The sequence below is a fragment of the Citrobacter enshiensis genome, from assembly GCF_029338175.1.
In the GTDB taxonomy this organism is placed as follows: Bacteria; Pseudomonadota; Gammaproteobacteria; order Enterobacterales; family Enterobacteriaceae; genus Citrobacter_D; species Citrobacter_D enshiensis.
The window spans coordinates 2,499,780-2,515,175 of record NZ_CP119862.1 but is presented as its reverse complement, the minus strand read 5'-3'; the positions used below and the strand labels follow the sequence as shown (position 1 = coordinate 2,515,175).

The following is a 15,396-nucleotide window of genomic DNA, read 5'->3' as shown; positions in this document are numbered from 1 at the left end:
TTCGCATTGCTGGTGGTGACGTTGTCACAAATTGACTTGCTCTCTGTGCGGCGCGCACGCGCATAAGGCGATGCTATACCCGCGTTTGAGGTGGCAGCAGTTCCATAAAGGCTTCAAGTTGTCGGGTCATTGCGCCGCGTCGCCAAACCAGCCAGGTATTCAGCCAGCGCCACTCCTCGGTTAACGGCCAGGCGTCGACCTGATGATGTCCGGGCATACTTTCTAACATCGTGCGAGGAATCAACGCGATGCCCGCACCGGCAATAACGCATGCCAGCATTCCATGATAGGACTCCATTTCATGAATCGTACCCGGTGTGGCGCGATCGGCATGAAACCAGCTTTCAAAATGGCGACGGTAAGAGCAGTTCGCGCGAAAAGCGTAAATATTACTTCCGTTAACATCACTCGCACGGTGCACAGCGCGGTGACCGCACGGGGTGACGATCATCATCTCTTCACGGTAGACAGGCATCCCTTCAAGACCGGGGTGGTTAATGGGGCCATCCACAAAGGCGGCATTCAGTTTGCCCTCCAGTACGCCCTCCAGCATGGTGCCGGAAGGCCCGGTGGATAAGGCAAACTGGATCTTAGGATAACGCTGGTTATATTCGGCCAGCGTGGCGGGAATCCGCACGGCTGCGGTACTTTCCAGCGCGCCGAGGGAGAACAGTCCCTGCGGTTCATCACCGGCAACCACCATCCGCGCTTCATCGACCAATGCCAGGATCTGCTGGCTATAACGCAAAAAGTTATGGCCTGCCGGAGAAAGCCTCAGACGCTGATTCTCGCGAATAAACAGATCCACCCCGAGATCGGCTTCAAGCTGGCGAATACGTGTCGTGAGGTTAGACGGAACACGATGCACTTTCGCGGCGGCCTGGGTAATGCTTCCCGTCTGTGCGACAGCATTGAACATTTCCAGTTGCGTCAGGTCCATGGTTTTCTCTTTTTGTGAATGGTGTGGTTAATATTATTCAATTTTCAGAAAGAGTAAACGGGGTCATGATATTGCCATTCCCTGTGATGAAGAGAGAAACCTATGAACCCGACATCAGCGACACATGCAATTTCAGTGGACCCCGCAACGGGAGCGCATTTGACGGCCATGCCCTGGAGTAGCGACAGCGAAATTGAGCAGGCCCTCACTCTGGCCGCCAGTGGTTTTGCCGCCTGGAAGCGCACGACGGTCGCGCACCGGGCGCAGAAACTGCGCAATGTCGGGCAGGCATTGCGACTGCGGGCTGAAGAGATGGCGCAATGCATAACGCGTGAGATGGGGAAACCGATCGCCCAGGCGCGCGGCGAAGTGGCAAAATCCGCCAACCTGTGCGACTGGTATGCCGAACACGGTCCTGCAATGCTTAATCCTGAGCCGACGCTGGTGGAAAATCAGCAAGCGGTGATTGAGTATCGCCCGCTGGGAACCATTCTGGCGGTGATGCCGTGGAACTTTCCGCTCTGGCAAGTGCTGCGCGGGGCGATCCCCATCCTGTTGGCGGGCAATGGCTATCTCTTAAAGCATGCCCCGAATGTGACGGGATGCGCCGGGTTAATTGCGGACGTTTTTGCCGATGCGGGGATACCAGAAGGTGTTTACGGTTGGCTCAACGCCAGCAATGCGGGCGTCAGCCAGATGATTAATGATCCGCGTATTGCGGCGGTCACGGTCACCGGCAGCGTTCGCGCTGGCGCTGCTATTGGCGCTCAGGCGGGGGCAGCGCTGAAAAAATGCGTGCTGGAACTGGGCGGTTCGGATCCGTTTATTGTGTTGAACGATGCCTGCCTGGATCTGGCGGTGAAAGCAGCCGTCGCTGGCCGTTATCAGAATACCGGACAGGTTTGTGCTGCCGCGAAACGTTTTATTGTTGAAGAAGGCATTGCCCACGAGTTTACCGAACGCTTCGTTGCGGCGGCTGTCGCCTTGAAAATGGGTAACCCCTTTGACGAGGAAAACGATCTCGGGCCGATGGCGCGTTTTGATTTGCGTGATGAACTCCACCAACAGGTGATGGCGTCGGTCGCACAAGGCGCACGTTTATTACTGGGCGGAGAAAAAATCGCCGGGGAAGGCAACTACTATCCGGCAACGGTTTTGGGGGATGTCACTCCTGAAATGACGGCATTTCGCCAGGAGTTGTTTGGTCCGGTGGCGGCAATCACGGTGGCGAAGAGTGCCGGGCATGCCTTACAACTTGCCAATGACAGTGATTTCGGCCTGTCGGCGACGATTTTCACCGCCGATGAAACACGCGCACAGGAGATGGCCAGCCAGCTGGAATGCGGCGGCGTGTTTATCAATGGCTATAGCGCCAGCGATGCGCGGGTGGCATTTGGCGGGGTGAAGAAAAGCGGTTTTGGCCGCGAGCTTTCACATTTTGGGTTGCATGAGTTTTGTAACGTACAGACGGTCTGGAAAAACCGCGTCTGATGTATAAAGCGCCTCGTCAGGAGGCGCGATTGTCTCTCCCGGCCTGACGTCGCATATTCAGCTCTGTTATACTCGCAGACCTTTTCAGACCCGCGGGCAAGGAGCACATTGTGGCCAGGGCCATGGACAATTCAGTATTAGAGACCATTCTGGCGCAGGTTCGCCCGTTAATTGGTCAGGGAAAAGTTGCCGACTACATTCCAGCGTTAGCCACCGTTGATGGTTCCAAACTGGGTATCGCCATTTGTACCGTTGATGGACAACTCTATCAGGCCGGTGATTCGCAGGAACGCTTTTCCATTCAGTCTATTTCGAAGGTGCTGAGTCTGGCAGTGGCAATGCGTCACTACCAGGAGGATGAGATCTGGCAGCGCGTGGGAAAAGATCCCTCGGGTTCTCCCTTCAATTCGCTGGTGCAGCTGGAAATGGAGCAGGGCATTCCGCGCAATCCCTTTATCAACGCCGGTGCGTTGGTGATCTGTGACATGTTACAAGGACGGCTGAGCGCCCCGCGTCAGCGTATGCTGGAGGTGGTGCGCGTACTGAGCGGTGTTCCCGATATTGTCTATGATTCTACCGTGGCCCGTTCGGAGTTCGAGCATTCGGCGCGTAATGCGGCGATTGCCTGGCTGATGAAATCATTCGGTAATTTTCAGCATGATGTCACCACGGTTTTGCAGAATTATTTCCACTATTGCGCGCTGAAAATGAATTGCGTTGAACTGGCCCGCACGTTTGTTTTTCTGGCGAATCAGGGACACGCTTTTCATCTTAATGACCCGGTGGTGACGCCGATGCAGGCCAGACAAATCAACGCGCTGATGGCAACCAGCGGAATGTATCAGAACTCTGGGGAGTTTGCCTGGCGAGTAGGGCTGCCCGCGAAATCGGGCGTTGGCGGCGGCATTGTTGCGATTGTACCGCATGAAATGGCGATTGCCGTCTGGAGTCCTGAGCTGGATACTGCCGGAAACTCCCTGGCAGGTATCGCCGTACTTGAACAGCTGACTCAACAATTAGGACGCTCAGTCTACTGATGAACGTGCCAGACTCTCTGTTTACCCGGCTGTCTCGTTCCACATTTCGTTCCCGGTTTCATCTTGGCGCGAAAGAGAGACTGTATTGCTGGGATAAAGGAGCGCAGGTCATCGATCAACACGCGGCAGACTTTGTGGCAAAACGACTGGCCCCCGCAATGCCCGCCAATGATGGCAAGCAAACGCCCATGCGCGGTCATCCCGTTTTTATTGCCCAGCATGCCACGGCAACCTGTTGTCGCGGCTGTCTGGAAAAATGGCACCAAATCCCTCAGGGGCAACCGCTCAGCGAGGAGCAGCAAATGTATGTTGTGGCGGTGATTCATCATTGGTTAGTTATCCAGATGAATCAGCCATAACAAAATAAACGATTCCCGGTGGGCCGGTAATAACCACAAAATAACTCGTGAAAAGATGCCGTGTAGGTAAAACATAACGCAATCCTATGACAGTCGCGCTTGTGTAGAAAAAAGGGGAAGTGCATGGTAGTGCAGTCAATCAAGGAGATCCTATGGCTGCTACTCATTCCTGTTTTATCCTCGACGCAGAGCGTATCCGCAACCGAATCAATGAACTGAGCGATGTGCTTGAGGATTGCGTTAACCAGGGCGCGTCCGTCAGTTTTGTCTTCCCTTTTGGTCGTGAAAAATCCCTCCCTTTCTGGACGGCGGTCGCCGAGGGCGTTGCTGGTGGAGAGCGTATAGTCCTGGCGGCTGAAAATGGCGCAGGGGTTATCATCGGTACGGTGCAACTCCTGCTGGATCAGCCTGAGAATCAACCACATCGCGCCGACGTGGCCAAACTGTTGGTTCACTCGTCCGCGCGCCGCAGCGGTATCGCCCGGCGTTTAATGGAGATGCTGGAGATCTGCGCAAAGCAAAATCACAAATCGTTGCTGGTGCTGGACACCGCTACGGGAAGCGGCGCAGAGTTGTTCTACCAAAATTGCGGCTGGCAGAAAGCGGGGGAGATACCTGAGTACGCACAAATGCCGGACGGGACGTTGACGGGCACCACAGTTTTCTATAAATACCTGTAATTTGTGATCGAGAGTTGATCAAAACAGGGTTTCATTGTATTAAAGTTTGCTAACCTGTTGGACCAATTCAATCAGGTTGTATGACTAATCAAAAGGGAACCCATTGTGAAAACTCTAAACCGTCGCGATTTTCCTGGCGCCCATTATCCTGAGCGTATCATTCAGTTTGGCGAAGGGAACTTCCTGCGTGCTTTTGTTGACTGGCAGGTTGATCTGCTGAACGAGCATACCGATCTGAATGCCGGTGTGGTGATTGTCCGTCCCATCGAAAGCGCATTCCCCCCGTCACTCAGTACGCAAGACGGTCTCTATACCACCATCATTCGCGGTTTGAACGAAAATGGCGAAGCGGTCAGCGATGCCCGCCTGATCCGTTCGGTGAACCGTGAAATCAGCGTGTATGGCGAATACGATGAGTTCCTGAAACTGGCGCATAACCCTGACATCCGCTTTGTTTTCTCTAACACGACCGAAGCAGGGATCAGCTACCACGCAGGTGATAAATTCGAAGATGCGCCTGCAGTCAGTTATCCGGCAAAACTGACCCGACTGCTGTTTGAGCGCTACACGCAGTTTGCAGGAGCGTCTGATAAAGGCTGGGTAATCATTCCATGCGAACTGATTGACTATAATGGCGATGCGTTGCGGGAACTGGTTCAACGCTACGCAAAAGAGTGGGCGCTTCCTGAGGCATTCTTGCTGTGGTTGGATCAGGCTAACGCCTTCTGCTCAACGCTGGTGGATCGCATTGTCACTGGTTACCCGCGTGATGAAGTGGCACAACTTGAAGATACGCTGGGTTACCACGATGCGTTTCTTGACACCGCCGAACACTTCTATCTGTTTGTGATCCAAGGGCCGAAGTCACTGGCGTCTGAGTTACGTCTTGATAAATACCCGCTGAATGTGCTGATTGTTGATGACATCAAGCCTTACAAAGAGCGCAAGGTTGCCATTCTGAATGGCGCGCATACGGCACTGGTTCCGGTGGCATTCCAGGCAGGTCTGGATACCGTGGGCGAAGCGATGAACGACGCAGAGATCTGCGCGTTTGTCGAAAAAGCCATTTATGAAGAAATTATCCCGGTACTCGATCTTCCGCGTGATGAGCTGATTTCTTTTGCCAGTGCGGTGACAGGGCGTTTTCGTAACCCGTACATCAAGCATCAGCTCCTTTCTATCGCGCTGAACGGAATGACGAAATTCCGCACCCGAATTTTACCTCAGTTACTGGCAGGACAGCAGGCGGAGGGAACACTACCCGCGCGTCTGACGTTTGCGCTGGCCGCGCTGATTGCGTTCTATCGCGCAGAACGCGATGGGGAGTCTTATCCGGTTCAGGACGATGCGCACTGGATTGAGCGCTATCAGCAACTGTGGAATCAGCATCGCGACGGTGCGATCAGCACGCATGAGCTGGTGACTACTGTGCTGGCGGTGGCAGAACACTGGGAACAGGACCTGACCCAGGTCTCCGGTCTGGTCGATCAGGTCAGTGCCTGCCTGGATGCCATCCTGACGAAAGGGATGCGCGAAGCGGTGAAACCACTGTGCTAATTGCGCCTCGCTGAAGTATTAACCCGGTTCCGGCCGGGTTTTTTAATCAATCCACATTAGTTACAACATACAATGATGTGCCATTAATATTACGCTGGTCTGCTGCACTGGCGCCGCTGGCGTCTGGCAGCGAGAAAAGGGGGCTAACTCTCTTTTTAGAGTTTTAGAGAAACTTGCAACATTGATCGCGATCACGTTTAATGTTCCCGCTTTCCCATTTTCCGAAGATAATCATGATTGTTCGACCTCAACAGCACTGGCTCCGCCAGATATTCGTCTGGCACGGCTCCGTTTTATCCAAAATCTTCTCCCGACTGCTCCTGAATTTCATACTCTCTATCGCGGTGATCATCATGCTGCCGTGGTATACGATGCTGGGCATCAAATTTACTCTTGCGCCTTTCAGCATTCTCGGTGTCGCCATCGCCATATTTTTGGGTTTTCGCAACAATGCCTGTTATGCGCGTTACGTGGAGGCCCGGCATTTGTGGGGACAGTTGATGATTGCTTCCCGCTCGTTACTGCGTGAAGTGAAAACCACGTTGCCAGACGATCGCGAATTAGGGCAGTTTGTCCGTTTGCAAATTGCCTTTGCGCACTGTTTACGCATGACATTACGTCGACAACAGCAGGCGGAACCGCTGGCGAAATACCTCAGTGCCGAGGATCTGCAGCGCGTCTTTTCTTCTCATTCACCGGCAAACCGCATTTTACTGTTGATGGGCGAGTGGTTGGCGGTTCGTCGGCGGGAAGGGCAACTGTCTGATATATTATTTCACAGTTTAAACAATAGGTTAAATGATATGTCAGCGGTGCTGGCTGGCTGCGAACGCATCGCGAATACGCCCATTCCTTTTGCGTACACGCTCATTTTGCATCGCACGGTGTATCTGTTCTGTATTATGTTGCCCTTCGCTCTGGTGATGGATTTGCACTATATGACGCCGTTTATTTCAGTGCTGATTTCCTATACCTTTATTTCGCTCGATACGCTGGCAGAAGAGCTGGAAGATCCGTTTGGCACTGAAAACAACGATCTGCCGCTGGATGCAATTTGCAATGCCATCGAAATTGATTTGTTGCAGATGAACGATGAGACAACAATCCCGGTCAAGCAGATCCCTGACAGGCATTATCAGTTGACGTAAATTCCGCATGGACAGCGTCGTCAAAACAGCCGGTTAAGAGAGCAACGGTGGGCGCATCATCAATCGCGCCTATCGAGCTTCCGCAACGGGGGCAAAAGGCTCTGCTGGAGAATTCAGATGAGCGCCACGTCGCCGGTTTACCGCCTTTCCCCGTCCATTGGACATCCTGAGTATCAAATTCTACCCATCTGACGCTGTGCGCTCCCGTGTGCTTCTGACAGAGAGTGCATGAGCAGGTGTGAGGATTTCTGGGCGAGCGGGCACTGATACGGATAAAACCGCAGAGGCAGCCGCCGGTGTACACTTTCGTCATCGCCCATCTCCTGAAATTTGTGTCTCAAAACACTATCAGATGATCTGTCAGGCAACCAGTCTTCAATGGAAAAAAGGCGAGGAGAGTTCAAAGATACTGATTGCTAACAACATTCATCGGCATTTTGGGGGCGTTCGGGATTGATGGTTGCCGGTTGTTGATTTATTGTGATTCAGTTCAATTAAGACATGATGTCGAGATGACGTCATACCTAATTCACTTTTTATTGATCATTGAGCAGAAACCATGACATCAGCGAATTTCTATCCAATTGGCACTCCCGGACAGCCCTGGGGAGAATCTGAGCGTGAGCAATGGCGTAAGAACCAGTTACCGTCACGGTCCTATGACGATGTATTAAGTCAAATCCGAATGCTTGGCAACGAATATAAGATTGTTAAGTACGGTGAAATAACCTGTGCCAGTGATACCTATCCCTTAATGGCGCTGCGCAGCGATGACTGGGATGAATCTTTACCGGCGGCTCTCGTCACCGGCGGCGTACATGGCTATGAAACCAGCGGTGTGCTGGGCGCGCTGCGGTTTTTAAAGGAGCACGGCCAGGAATACAAAGGCAAAATGAATCTGTTGGTTGCGCCTTGTGTCAGTCCGTGGGCGTTTGAACGGATATCACGCTGGAATTATCATCTCATCGATCCAAACAGAAGCTTCTACGCCGAAGGGAAAGCGGAAGAGGCCCAGGCGCTTATGTCGCTGATTGCGCCGCTGCGGGAACAATTTCGGGTACATATCGATCTCCATGAGACAACGGATAGCGACGAAAGTGAATTCCGTCCGGCACTTGCGGCCAGGGACGGCGGGCAATATATCCCGGACGTTGTCCCGGATGGATTTTACCTGGTCAGCGACGAAGAAAATTCTCAGCTAGATTTCCAACAGGCGATCATTGCTGCCGTGGAAAAAGTGACCCACATAGCGCCTTCCAACGCAGAAGGGAAAATACTGGGATTTCGGGTGGCGAGTCCGGGGGTCGTTGAATATCCGAATAGTCACTATCATCTTTGTTCAACCATGACCGGTGCTCGCTTTACCACGACAACCGAAGTGTATCCGGACAGCGAAAAAACAAATCCGGAAGAGTGCATCATTGCCCAGGTCGAGGCGGTGAAAGCGGCGCTGAACTTTGCTCTGGATAATTAAAGGCAAGCGGATTTCTCAAGCAAATATTAGCTAAAAAATGAAAAGGGATTTTCATTCGCTTTGAGAGTAAAATAAACAACCGTTGTATCTGCGACTGGCGTTGGGGTCGATACAATGACAAGGTGAAAGGGAATTCCTTTCATGTAAAAATATTCAGGTCAGGACGATATCATGAAGCATTGCGTGGTTTTATGGGTTACAGCAGTTTCTTTCCCTTTGATGGCGCAAGGGAATATCAACACAATAAAACCCACTGCATTTATTGCACTAAAAAAAGGCAGTGAGCAGTATACGGGTGTATGTAAGGCCGCTATAAACCGTTGTGGGGAAGAAACAAAGGTCTGGAAAGCAAAAGGTCTAGAGGATGTTTTTTACTTAATAGAGCCCACACTTGAGATGATAAAATTCCGCAAAAAAAATGACGATTACATCAAGGAAGGGCAATGGAAGTTCGACAATAAAAATAACGATGAAAATGCGATGAGTGAAGACCTGATAAAAGATAAGGTATATATCTATCCGGCTTTATATCCCTTGAGCAAAACAAAACAGGCAATTGCTTTAGTGACGAAATGGCAGGCATTGTATTCCGGTGGTAGCCGTGAAGAAGAGTATGCTGATTTTATCATGCTGAATGATGATGGCTCATCTCAGGTGGCATTTAAAGACGTCCTTTTTTCATCAAAGGCGATGATCAGGGCGTGTTTTACCGCAGAGGAGTATGCCAAAACCTCACATTGTCATGATGAGGATTGGTCGCTTCTGAACCTGAAGTTTATTGATGAGGGTAAAGCGTATTACTCATGGAAATTTATTACTAAATCATACGCCTGGCCCGCATTTGTTGAAAAAGCATCAACTCAGCCAAAAATAACGGAACGTGTCGCCTGGCCGTTTCAGTAGGGACACATTGGTTGTTAGTGATCGTCAACCGGTATCGGTGTGACAAATTATGTCGTTAAGGGGCGTAGCAAAATAGTTTTCTGCGTTGAACCCCTAATACATCCATTTTTCTACGATTTCATCGCCCAGGCGCTCTCGCAGTAGTTCCTCATTTCCTTCCTCATCATGAATAAACAACAGGCACATGAACATCAGAATATCGAGGTACTGACCCACATCGGTAAACATTTTCGTTAGCATAGGTGAGCTGTCATGATCAAAATACCAGACTTCGCCGGTATTGCGGTGAAAACACCATAAATTACCGTTGCCAAGATAGTCGCCAAAGACAATAAGTTGATTAACCAGCGTCCATAGCGAGGTTGATTCAGGCGTATCCTCCAGAATATCTGTAATACCGGGATAAGCATCAAGTAGTGGTTCAATATTGCTGTATTTCACAGGCGTCACGCTACACAAACTTTCGGATAGATCCAGTACACCAATGTTTTCGTGATACGTGCGTAACGGCGTTGGAAGTGGGCAAGCAAGACGCTGTTCAAGCGCATCAATTTCCTGGGCGTTAACTGGCGTGAGGCTCGCAGGTTTTGCCCACTCCGCGCGATATGCCTTGACGCAGGCAAGCCACCACTCTAATTGCGCCTTGTCATTGGTAAATTCTGGCCAGACCAATGGCGGGGTATGACTGGCTGATGTGGCGTCGGTGGAAGATAAATTCATTTATTATCACTGCCTTAATATTTAATATTTAATATGTATTTGAAGGTTCACAGAAATGCTGTTTCACTACTTCCTGTTTTTTTCATTTCAATTCCATGAAATTTAAACCCTAATCCATGCTCCGGGTCAAGGGAAGTGGCAAACATGAAGCCAAATTGACTCTTATCCTCAGGAGAAAGGTATATTTTTACCAGTGTAAGATCATTCACGCTGGCTCCGTATACACGGGCACAATATTGTTTGGCTTCTGCATTGATTATCTGGTAGAAATCATTCTGTCTCTTAACGAGAAAATCGATGTCGTCTTTCATTTTTTGAACCGCAAACTCAGACTCAAGATTTATGCACTGGACCGGATCAGGACCGAAGGCCTGCAGAATTAAATCAACGGTAATGCCTTCGTCGTCTTCATAAAACTGCAGCTCATCTGAATTCATGAAATTTCCTTTTCTGTTTAAAATTTAACCAGTTAAGCGTTTTTATTTTCATTTGGTTTGTAATCAACACCATGATGTTACTCAAACTGGCTGATTGTAGCTGATTACGGGAACGTTGCTGCATAGTTAAACCGAGCTATAGCACCTTTAAAGGCACCAAAAAAAGCATCCCTAATAGCCAGGCGTAAATGGCAAAGGGCAGGGAAGTGCCGTTTTCCTAATCTTCAAGCAGATAAGGCTTCTTATCATATTGTAACCAGAACTGACGAACAGGAGCTGCATAAGTCGGCTGGTCGCATCATCAACATAGCCAGTGGCATCGATCTTCAAACCAGTGGTGCTCACATCCATCAATCTGAACAAGTTTTTCATGCGCTGCGCCTGGGGATTTCAGCAAAGATGGTTCAACAATAGTTCGATGATACCCGTGATTACTGAACGCAAGCCTCGAACACCTTCATACGTAACCGGATTTTGAGTCGGTTAAATCCTCGGTGGAGAGACTACGTGACGGATATCTTAACCCTGAGGAAAAAGCCCAGAACGGACATTAGCATTAAGCCTCTACAACATTAGTGCGCATAATGTATATTATGTTAAATTGAATCTATCGGTACAAAATAGTCGCCAGCCAGCTTCTTTATTGCTGGCACTACATTGCTGATGACGCCACTTTCTTGTACCCTCACCCCAAATCTGAATTGCCGGGACATCCTGTGACTGCTCACTTTTCTAAAGATCCTTTACATGGCGTGACGCTTGAAATGCAAATTAATGCACTTGTTGCACGTTATGGCTGGGTGAAGTTGGCTCAACTGATCAACATCAACTGCTTTAAGAATGACCCAAGCGTCAAATCGAGTTTAAAATTTTTGCGGCGCACGCCGTGGGCCCGCGCGGAAGTTGAAGCGCTGTACCTTGATTCTTTGAATGATGCGGAGCCTGAAGCAAAGGATGAACCTGCTTTTAATCCGTGGACCGAGGGGCGCAGCAAGCAGGATTAATCCCCTGCACTGCCCGTCAGCCTGTATACCGCACGCTTCGTATTGACTTAAATTCGAATAATACGAGAATGACCTTCTCACGTGATCACCGGAAAACAGGCATACATGGATATTTGCTCTCGTCGCTTCCAGCTCATGGCTAAAAAGTCATTCTCACTTATCGCAATGGCGCTTTTACTTTCCAGTTGTTCCTCAGAACCTCCGGTTTCGCTTGTCACTCCGTCAACGCCAGTCACACCGGGTAAATCTCAACAGAGTCAGGAGCCGATGCGCGGTATCTGGCTGGCGACGGTTTCTCGCCTTGACTGGCCGCCGGTGTCATCTGTCAATGTGAGTGATACCGCCAGTCGAGTCCGTCAGCAGCAAAAAGCGCTAACCGATAAGCTGGATCAGCTGAAAAGCATTGGTATCAATACCGTATTTTTCCAGGTTAAGCCCGACGGTACGGCACTCTGGCCTTCGGAGATTTTGCCCTGGTCAGATCTCATGACCGGCACCATCGGCGAAAATCCGGGTTACGACCCGCTGCAATTTATGCTTGATGAAGCGCATAAACGCGGCATGAAAGTGCATGCATGGTTTAATCCGTATCGCGTCTCCACCAACACGAAACCGTCGACCGTCGCCGAACTGAACAGCACCGTATCGCAACATCCTTCCAGCGTTTATGTACTGCATCGTGACTGGATTCGAACTGCAGGCGATCGTTTTGTTCTCGATCCGGGTATTCCGGAGGCACGTGACTGGATAACCAGCATCGTCGCTGAAGTCGTCTCACGTTATCCGGTTGATGGCGTGCAATTTGATGACTACTTCTATACAGAGTCCCCAGGTTCCACGCTCAATGATAATGAAACCTACCGAAAATACGGCGGCGCATTCGCGTCGAAAGCGGACTGGCGTCGGCACAATACGCAATTACTGATAGAACAAGTTTCGCGCACCATTAATAAGCTTAAACCTGACGTTGAATTTGGTGTGAGTCCGGCCGGTGTATGGCGTAATCGCTCACACGATCCCGCCGGTTCCGATACGCGAGGCGCCGCTGCCTACGATGAATCCTTTGCCGACACGCGTCGCTGGGTTCAGCAAGGATTACTCGATTACATCGCCCCGCAAATTTACTGGCCTTTTTCGCGCAGCGCGGCCCGTTATGATGTGCTGGCAAAATGGTGGGCCGATGTCGTGAAACCGACCAACACGCGGCTCTATATCGGCATTGCCCTGTACAAAGTGGGCGAACCCTCCAAAAATGAACCGGACTGGATGGTCAATGGCGGCGTGCCGGAGCTTAAAAAGCAGCTTGATTTGAATGAATCGGTGCCACAAATTAGCGGCACGATCCTGTTCAGAGAAGACTATCTCAACCAGCCGCAAACGCAGCAGGCGGTCAACTATCTGAGAAGTCGCTGGGGCAGTTAACGGGCCTTCCCTTCCCTGTCATTAACGCCTGGCAACGTGCAGCCAGTAGATTGCACGTTGTCGGGTTGAGCTATATTTCACTTTCCTGACGGGCATAGAGATACGCCGTTGCTCTGGAAATACCGAGATGCTGAGCGATAGTCTCCATCGATTTTTTCACATCCAAAAGACCGTCTTTGCGTAATTCCTGAATAACGGCTTTGCGGTCGGCAACATTGAGTGCGCGTGCCGTGGTCGCACGTTTGGCGGCGTAACTGTCGATACGCTGGCGGATCGCCTCAGATCCTGTCGGTTCGATATGTTCCTGTACGGCGGTGTTTTCGATCTCGGTGAAGCGCGCTAACGCGCTTTGCATGCCCCGAAAGAGCGTCATGTCTACGTTCAGACACAGGGCCGCGACGTACTTGCCCTCATTATCTTTAATGCCAATCGACGTGCTTTTCACCGGACGGCCATCGGCAAATTGATTAGCGTAGTTCGCCACAATGTTGGGGAAATCCGGCGAGGCAATACGTGCAAGCCCCAACTCGGTCGCGGGCTGCCCTGCTTCCCTGCCGGATAAGTTGTTATGGATCGCGAGAATCGCATGTTCGGGATTTTTAAGGTCGTGCACAACAACTTCGCAGAATGGCGAAAAGGTTTCACTGAGCCCTTTAGCAATGATATCAAGTTGGCCTAACAGTGAATTTTCCTCGGGTTTAGACATTTTCTCTCCTGCGAACGACGCAATATTCCCGGTGCAGTCTAAAGAAAAAGGATATCTGCTGCCAGATATCCTCACGTATTTAGCCCGCCAGAAACTCGCTATAACGGCTGATATCGACGTTACCACCGCTGATAATGATCCCGACCCGTTTCCCGTGTAACCGTTCTTTATTGGCCCGCGCCGCAGCAAACCCTAAGCAGCCGGTCGGCTCAACCACCATTTTCATCCGCTCGGCGAAAAAGATCATTGAGTCAATAAGTTCCTGATCGGAAACCGTAAGAATATCATCGACGTGTTTCTGAATGAGCGGAAACGTATACTGCCCAAGATGCTGGGTTTGCGCGCCGTCGGCAATGGTTTTGGGGGTATCAATGTGGACGATGTTGCCACTGCGAAATGATTGCTGTCCATCATTGCCCGCTTCTGGCTCGACACCATAAATTCTGCACTCTGGCGACAAATGTCGAGCGGCCAACGCCGAACCGGAAAGCAATCCACCGCCGCCCAGACAAACATAAAGCACATCGAGCGGGCCGACCTCTTCGATCAACTCTTTGGCGGCAGTCCCCTGCCCGGCAATCACGTGTGGGTGATCGTAGGGTGGGATGAGCGTCAGTCCGTGTTTTGTCGCCAGATCCCGGCCAATCTGCTCGCGGTCTTCGGTATAGCGATTGTAAACAACGACATTGCCGCCATACCCTTTTGTCGCCGCCACTTTTGCCGCAGGCGCATCGTGCGGCATGACAATTGTCGCGGGGATGTTCAATAGCTTTGCCGCCAGCGCAATGGCCTGGGCGTGATTGCCGGAAGAAAACGTCACGACGCCCGCCGCGCGTTGCTCCGGCGTAAACTGGCTGAGGGCGTTCATCGCACCACGAAACTTAAATGCGCCCATACGTTGGTAGTTTTCACACTTGAAAAATACCTCCGCCGAAAACGCGTCATTCACCGTACGGGAGGTCAGCACCGGCGTGCGGTTAGCATAGCCTTCGATGCGCTGTGCCGCAGCAACCACATCGTTGTACTCAGGGAATTGCAGTGAAGTCATGTTGTTAACTCCGAATAGTTCAGGAAGACGAACGAGCAAGGGCAACGGCTTCAACTTCTACGGCAAATCCATAATGAAGCGCATCAACGCCAGCCACCACGCGAGCAGGTTTAAACTCTCCCAGCCATTGTGCGTAAATCTGATTGAACAAGGGCCATTGCGAGACATCGGTGACATAGATTCTGACCGACACCAGTGAAGCGCGGTCTGTTCCCGCCGCCGCAAGGCAGGCATCGAGGTTTGCCAGCACCTGATGCACCTGCTCCTCGAACGAGGCGGCGGGATTGATCTCACCCGCTGCAGTAACGGGTAATTGACCCGAGACAAACACAAAACCCCCGGCGGTGCAGGTGTGCGAATAGTGGCCTGCAGGGCTCACGCCGGACGTCATGTTTCTGAGGATAATGTCGGAAGACATACGTATTCTCCGTATAGGTTATAATACAAAACGTCTAATTTAATACTTTATG

The 15,396-nt window shown here is 50.9% G+C and carries 17 protein-coding genes and 1 pseudogene; 10 read left to right on the top strand and 8 right to left on the bottom strand.

Annotation, left to right across the window (positions count from 1 at the left end; translation table 11 throughout):
• Positions 1 to 73: 73 nt before the first annotated feature.
• Positions 74 to 940, bottom strand: coding sequence for a putrescine utilization regulator PtrR (ptrR, locus tag P2W74_RS12265; RefSeq protein WP_276291792.1), 867 nt, complete (start codon positions 938 to 940; stop codon positions 74 to 76).
• Between the two features lie 102 nt (positions 941 to 1,042).
• On the opposite strand from ptrR, the gene sad reads away from it, so the two are divergent.
• From sad to P2W74_RS12235, 6 genes are all read left to right on the top strand, one after another.
• The gene (gene sad / locus P2W74_RS12260; protein WP_276291791.1) at positions 1,043 to 2,431 is read left to right on the top strand and encodes a succinate-semialdehyde dehydrogenase; all 1,389 of its coding nucleotides are present in this window, start codon (positions 1,043 to 1,045) and stop codon (positions 2,429 to 2,431) included.
• A 110-nt stretch (positions 2,432 to 2,541) separates the two neighbouring features.
• Positions 2,542 to 3,468 (top strand): glutaminase B, encoded by a 927-nt coding sequence (gene glsB, locus P2W74_RS12255; protein ID WP_203357873.1) that lies wholly within the window; start codon positions 2,542 to 2,544, stop codon positions 3,466 to 3,468.
• Positions 3,468 to 3,827, top strand: a complete 360-nt coding sequence (locus P2W74_RS12250; RefSeq protein ID WP_276291790.1) for a DUF4186 domain-containing protein — start codon at positions 3,468 to 3,470, stop codon at positions 3,825 to 3,827. Before glsB ends, P2W74_RS12250 begins: the two co-directional genes overlap by 1 nt.
• Positions 3,828 to 3,979: 152 nt before the next feature.
• Entirely contained in the window at positions 3,980 to 4,507 is a 528-nt protein-coding gene (locus P2W74_RS12245; protein WP_276291789.1) for a GNAT family N-acetyltransferase, read from the top strand.
• 105 nt (positions 4,508 to 4,612) lie between these two features.
• A complete protein-coding gene (locus P2W74_RS12240; protein ID WP_276291788.1) occupies positions 4,613 to 6,064 on the top strand; it encodes a tagaturonate reductase in 1,452 nt (483 codons plus the stop codon).
• Positions 6,065 to 6,297: 233 nt separating this feature from the next.
• The gene (locus tag P2W74_RS12235; protein ID WP_276291787.1) at positions 6,298 to 7,212 is read left to right on the top strand and encodes a bestrophin family protein; all 915 of its coding nucleotides are present in this window, start codon (positions 6,298 to 6,300) and stop codon (positions 7,210 to 7,212) included.
• Here P2W74_RS12235 and P2W74_RS12230 read toward each other — a convergent pair.
• The gene (locus P2W74_RS12230) at positions 7,175 to 7,525 is read right to left on the bottom strand and encodes a GFA family protein (protein ID WP_276291786.1); all 351 of its coding nucleotides are present in this window, start codon (positions 7,523 to 7,525) and stop codon (positions 7,175 to 7,177) included. The two genes, P2W74_RS12235 and P2W74_RS12230, sit on opposite strands and share 38 nt — an antisense overlap.
• 246 nt (positions 7,526 to 7,771) lie before the next feature.
• Between P2W74_RS12230 and P2W74_RS12225 the strand changes: the two genes are divergently transcribed.
• Both P2W74_RS12225 and P2W74_RS12220 read left to right on the top strand, forming a co-directional pair.
• Positions 7,772 to 8,686, top strand: a complete 915-nt coding sequence (locus P2W74_RS12225; RefSeq protein ID WP_276291785.1) for a M14 family metallopeptidase — start codon at positions 7,772 to 7,774, stop codon at positions 8,684 to 8,686.
• Between the two features lie 171 nt (positions 8,687 to 8,857).
• Positions 8,858 to 9,589, top strand: a complete 732-nt coding sequence (locus P2W74_RS12220; protein WP_276291784.1) for a hypothetical protein — start codon at positions 8,858 to 8,860, stop codon at positions 9,587 to 9,589.
• Between the two features lie 93 nt (positions 9,590 to 9,682).
• On the opposite strand, the gene P2W74_RS12215 is transcribed toward P2W74_RS12220, so the two are convergent.
• The 3 genes and pseudogenes from P2W74_RS12215 to P2W74_RS23600 all read right to left on the bottom strand — a co-directional run.
• Positions 9,683 to 10,309 (bottom strand): SMI1/KNR4 family protein, encoded by a 627-nt coding sequence (locus P2W74_RS12215; protein WP_203357859.1) that lies wholly within the window; start codon positions 10,307 to 10,309, stop codon positions 9,683 to 9,685.
• A gap of 47 nt (positions 10,310 to 10,356) precedes the next feature.
• Positions 10,357 to 10,746, bottom strand: a complete 390-nt coding sequence (locus tag P2W74_RS12210) for a hypothetical protein (protein ID WP_276291783.1) — start codon at positions 10,744 to 10,746, stop codon at positions 10,357 to 10,359.
• A 258-nt stretch (positions 10,747 to 11,004) separates the two neighbouring features.
• Positions 11,005 to 11,164, bottom strand: a pseudogene (locus P2W74_RS23600) (ISNCY family transposase); the annotation flags it as partial.
• A gap of 298 nt (positions 11,165 to 11,462) precedes the next feature.
• Between P2W74_RS23600 and P2W74_RS12205 the strand changes: the two are divergent.
• Both P2W74_RS12205 and P2W74_RS12200 read left to right on the top strand, forming a co-directional pair.
• Entirely contained in the window at positions 11,463 to 11,750 is a 288-nt protein-coding gene (locus P2W74_RS12205; RefSeq protein WP_276291782.1) for a VF530 family protein, read from the top strand.
• Positions 11,751 to 11,855: 105 nt separating this feature from the next.
• Positions 11,856 to 13,172: a glycoside hydrolase family 10 protein gene (locus P2W74_RS12200; RefSeq protein WP_276291781.1), complete on the top strand. Its 1,317-nt coding sequence runs from the start codon at positions 11,856 to 11,858 to the stop codon at positions 13,170 to 13,172.
• 70 nt (positions 13,173 to 13,242) lie between these two features.
• On the opposite strand, the gene P2W74_RS12195 is transcribed toward P2W74_RS12200, so the two are convergent.
• The 3 genes from P2W74_RS12195 to P2W74_RS12185 all read right to left on the bottom strand — a co-directional run bounded on the left by P2W74_RS12195 (position 13,243) and on the right by P2W74_RS12185 (position 15,344).
• Positions 13,243 to 13,878 carry a helix-turn-helix transcriptional regulator gene (locus P2W74_RS12195; RefSeq protein ID WP_276291780.1) on the bottom strand — a complete coding sequence of 212 codons (636 nt, stop codon included), beginning with the start codon at positions 13,876 to 13,878 and terminating at the stop codon, positions 13,243 to 13,245.
• Positions 13,879 to 13,957: 79 nt separating this feature from the next.
• Complete coding sequence (locus P2W74_RS12190; protein WP_276291779.1) at positions 13,958 to 14,926, bottom strand: threo-3-hydroxy-L-aspartate ammonia-lyase; 969 nt, start codon at positions 14,924 to 14,926, stop codon at positions 13,958 to 13,960.
• 19 nt (positions 14,927 to 14,945) lie between these two features.
• Positions 14,946 to 15,344, bottom strand: coding sequence for a RidA family protein (locus P2W74_RS12185; RefSeq protein WP_192612199.1), 399 nt, complete (start codon positions 15,342 to 15,344; stop codon positions 14,946 to 14,948).
• Between the last annotated feature and the right edge of the window lie 52 nt (positions 15,345 to 15,396).

Excerpts from the sequence above, each read along its gene's own strand:
- ptrR (WP_276291792.1), bottom strand. The coding sequence starts at position 940 with ATGGACCTGACGCAACTGGAAATGTTCAATGCTGTCGCACAGACGGGA.
- sad (WP_276291791.1), top strand. The coding sequence starts at position 1,043 with ATGAACCCGACATCAGCGACACATGCAATTTCAGTGGACCCCGCAACG.
- P2W74_RS12250 (WP_276291790.1), top strand. The coding sequence starts at position 3,468 with ATGAACGTGCCAGACTCTCTGTTTACCCGGCTGTCTCGTTCCACATTT.
- P2W74_RS12245 (WP_276291789.1), top strand. The coding sequence starts at position 3,980 with ATGGCTGCTACTCATTCCTGTTTTATCCTCGACGCAGAGCGTATCCGC.
- P2W74_RS12235 (WP_276291787.1), top strand. The coding sequence starts at position 6,298 with ATGATTGTTCGACCTCAACAGCACTGGCTCCGCCAGATATTCGTCTGG.
- P2W74_RS12230 (WP_276291786.1), bottom strand. The coding sequence starts at position 7,525 with ATGACGAAAGTGTACACCGGCGGCTGCCTCTGCGGTTTTATCCGTATC.
- P2W74_RS12225 (WP_276291785.1), top strand. The coding sequence starts at position 7,772 with ATGACATCAGCGAATTTCTATCCAATTGGCACTCCCGGACAGCCCTGG.
- P2W74_RS12220 (WP_276291784.1), top strand. The coding sequence starts at position 8,858 with ATGAAGCATTGCGTGGTTTTATGGGTTACAGCAGTTTCTTTCCCTTTG.
- P2W74_RS12215 (WP_203357859.1), bottom strand. The coding sequence starts at position 10,309 with ATGAATTTATCTTCCACCGACGCCACATCAGCCAGTCATACCCCGCCA.
- P2W74_RS12210 (WP_276291783.1), bottom strand. The coding sequence starts at position 10,746 with ATGAATTCAGATGAGCTGCAGTTTTATGAAGACGACGAAGGCATTACC.
- P2W74_RS12200 (WP_276291781.1), top strand. The coding sequence starts at position 11,856 with ATGGATATTTGCTCTCGTCGCTTCCAGCTCATGGCTAAAAAGTCATTC.
- P2W74_RS12195 (WP_276291780.1), bottom strand. The coding sequence starts at position 13,878 with ATGTCTAAACCCGAGGAAAATTCACTGTTAGGCCAACTTGATATCATT.
- P2W74_RS12190 (WP_276291779.1), bottom strand. The coding sequence starts at position 14,926 with ATGACTTCACTGCAATTCCCTGAGTACAACGATGTGGTTGCTGCGGCA.
- P2W74_RS12185 (WP_192612199.1), bottom strand. The coding sequence starts at position 15,344 with ATGTCTTCCGACATTATCCTCAGAAACATGACGTCCGGCGTGAGCCCT.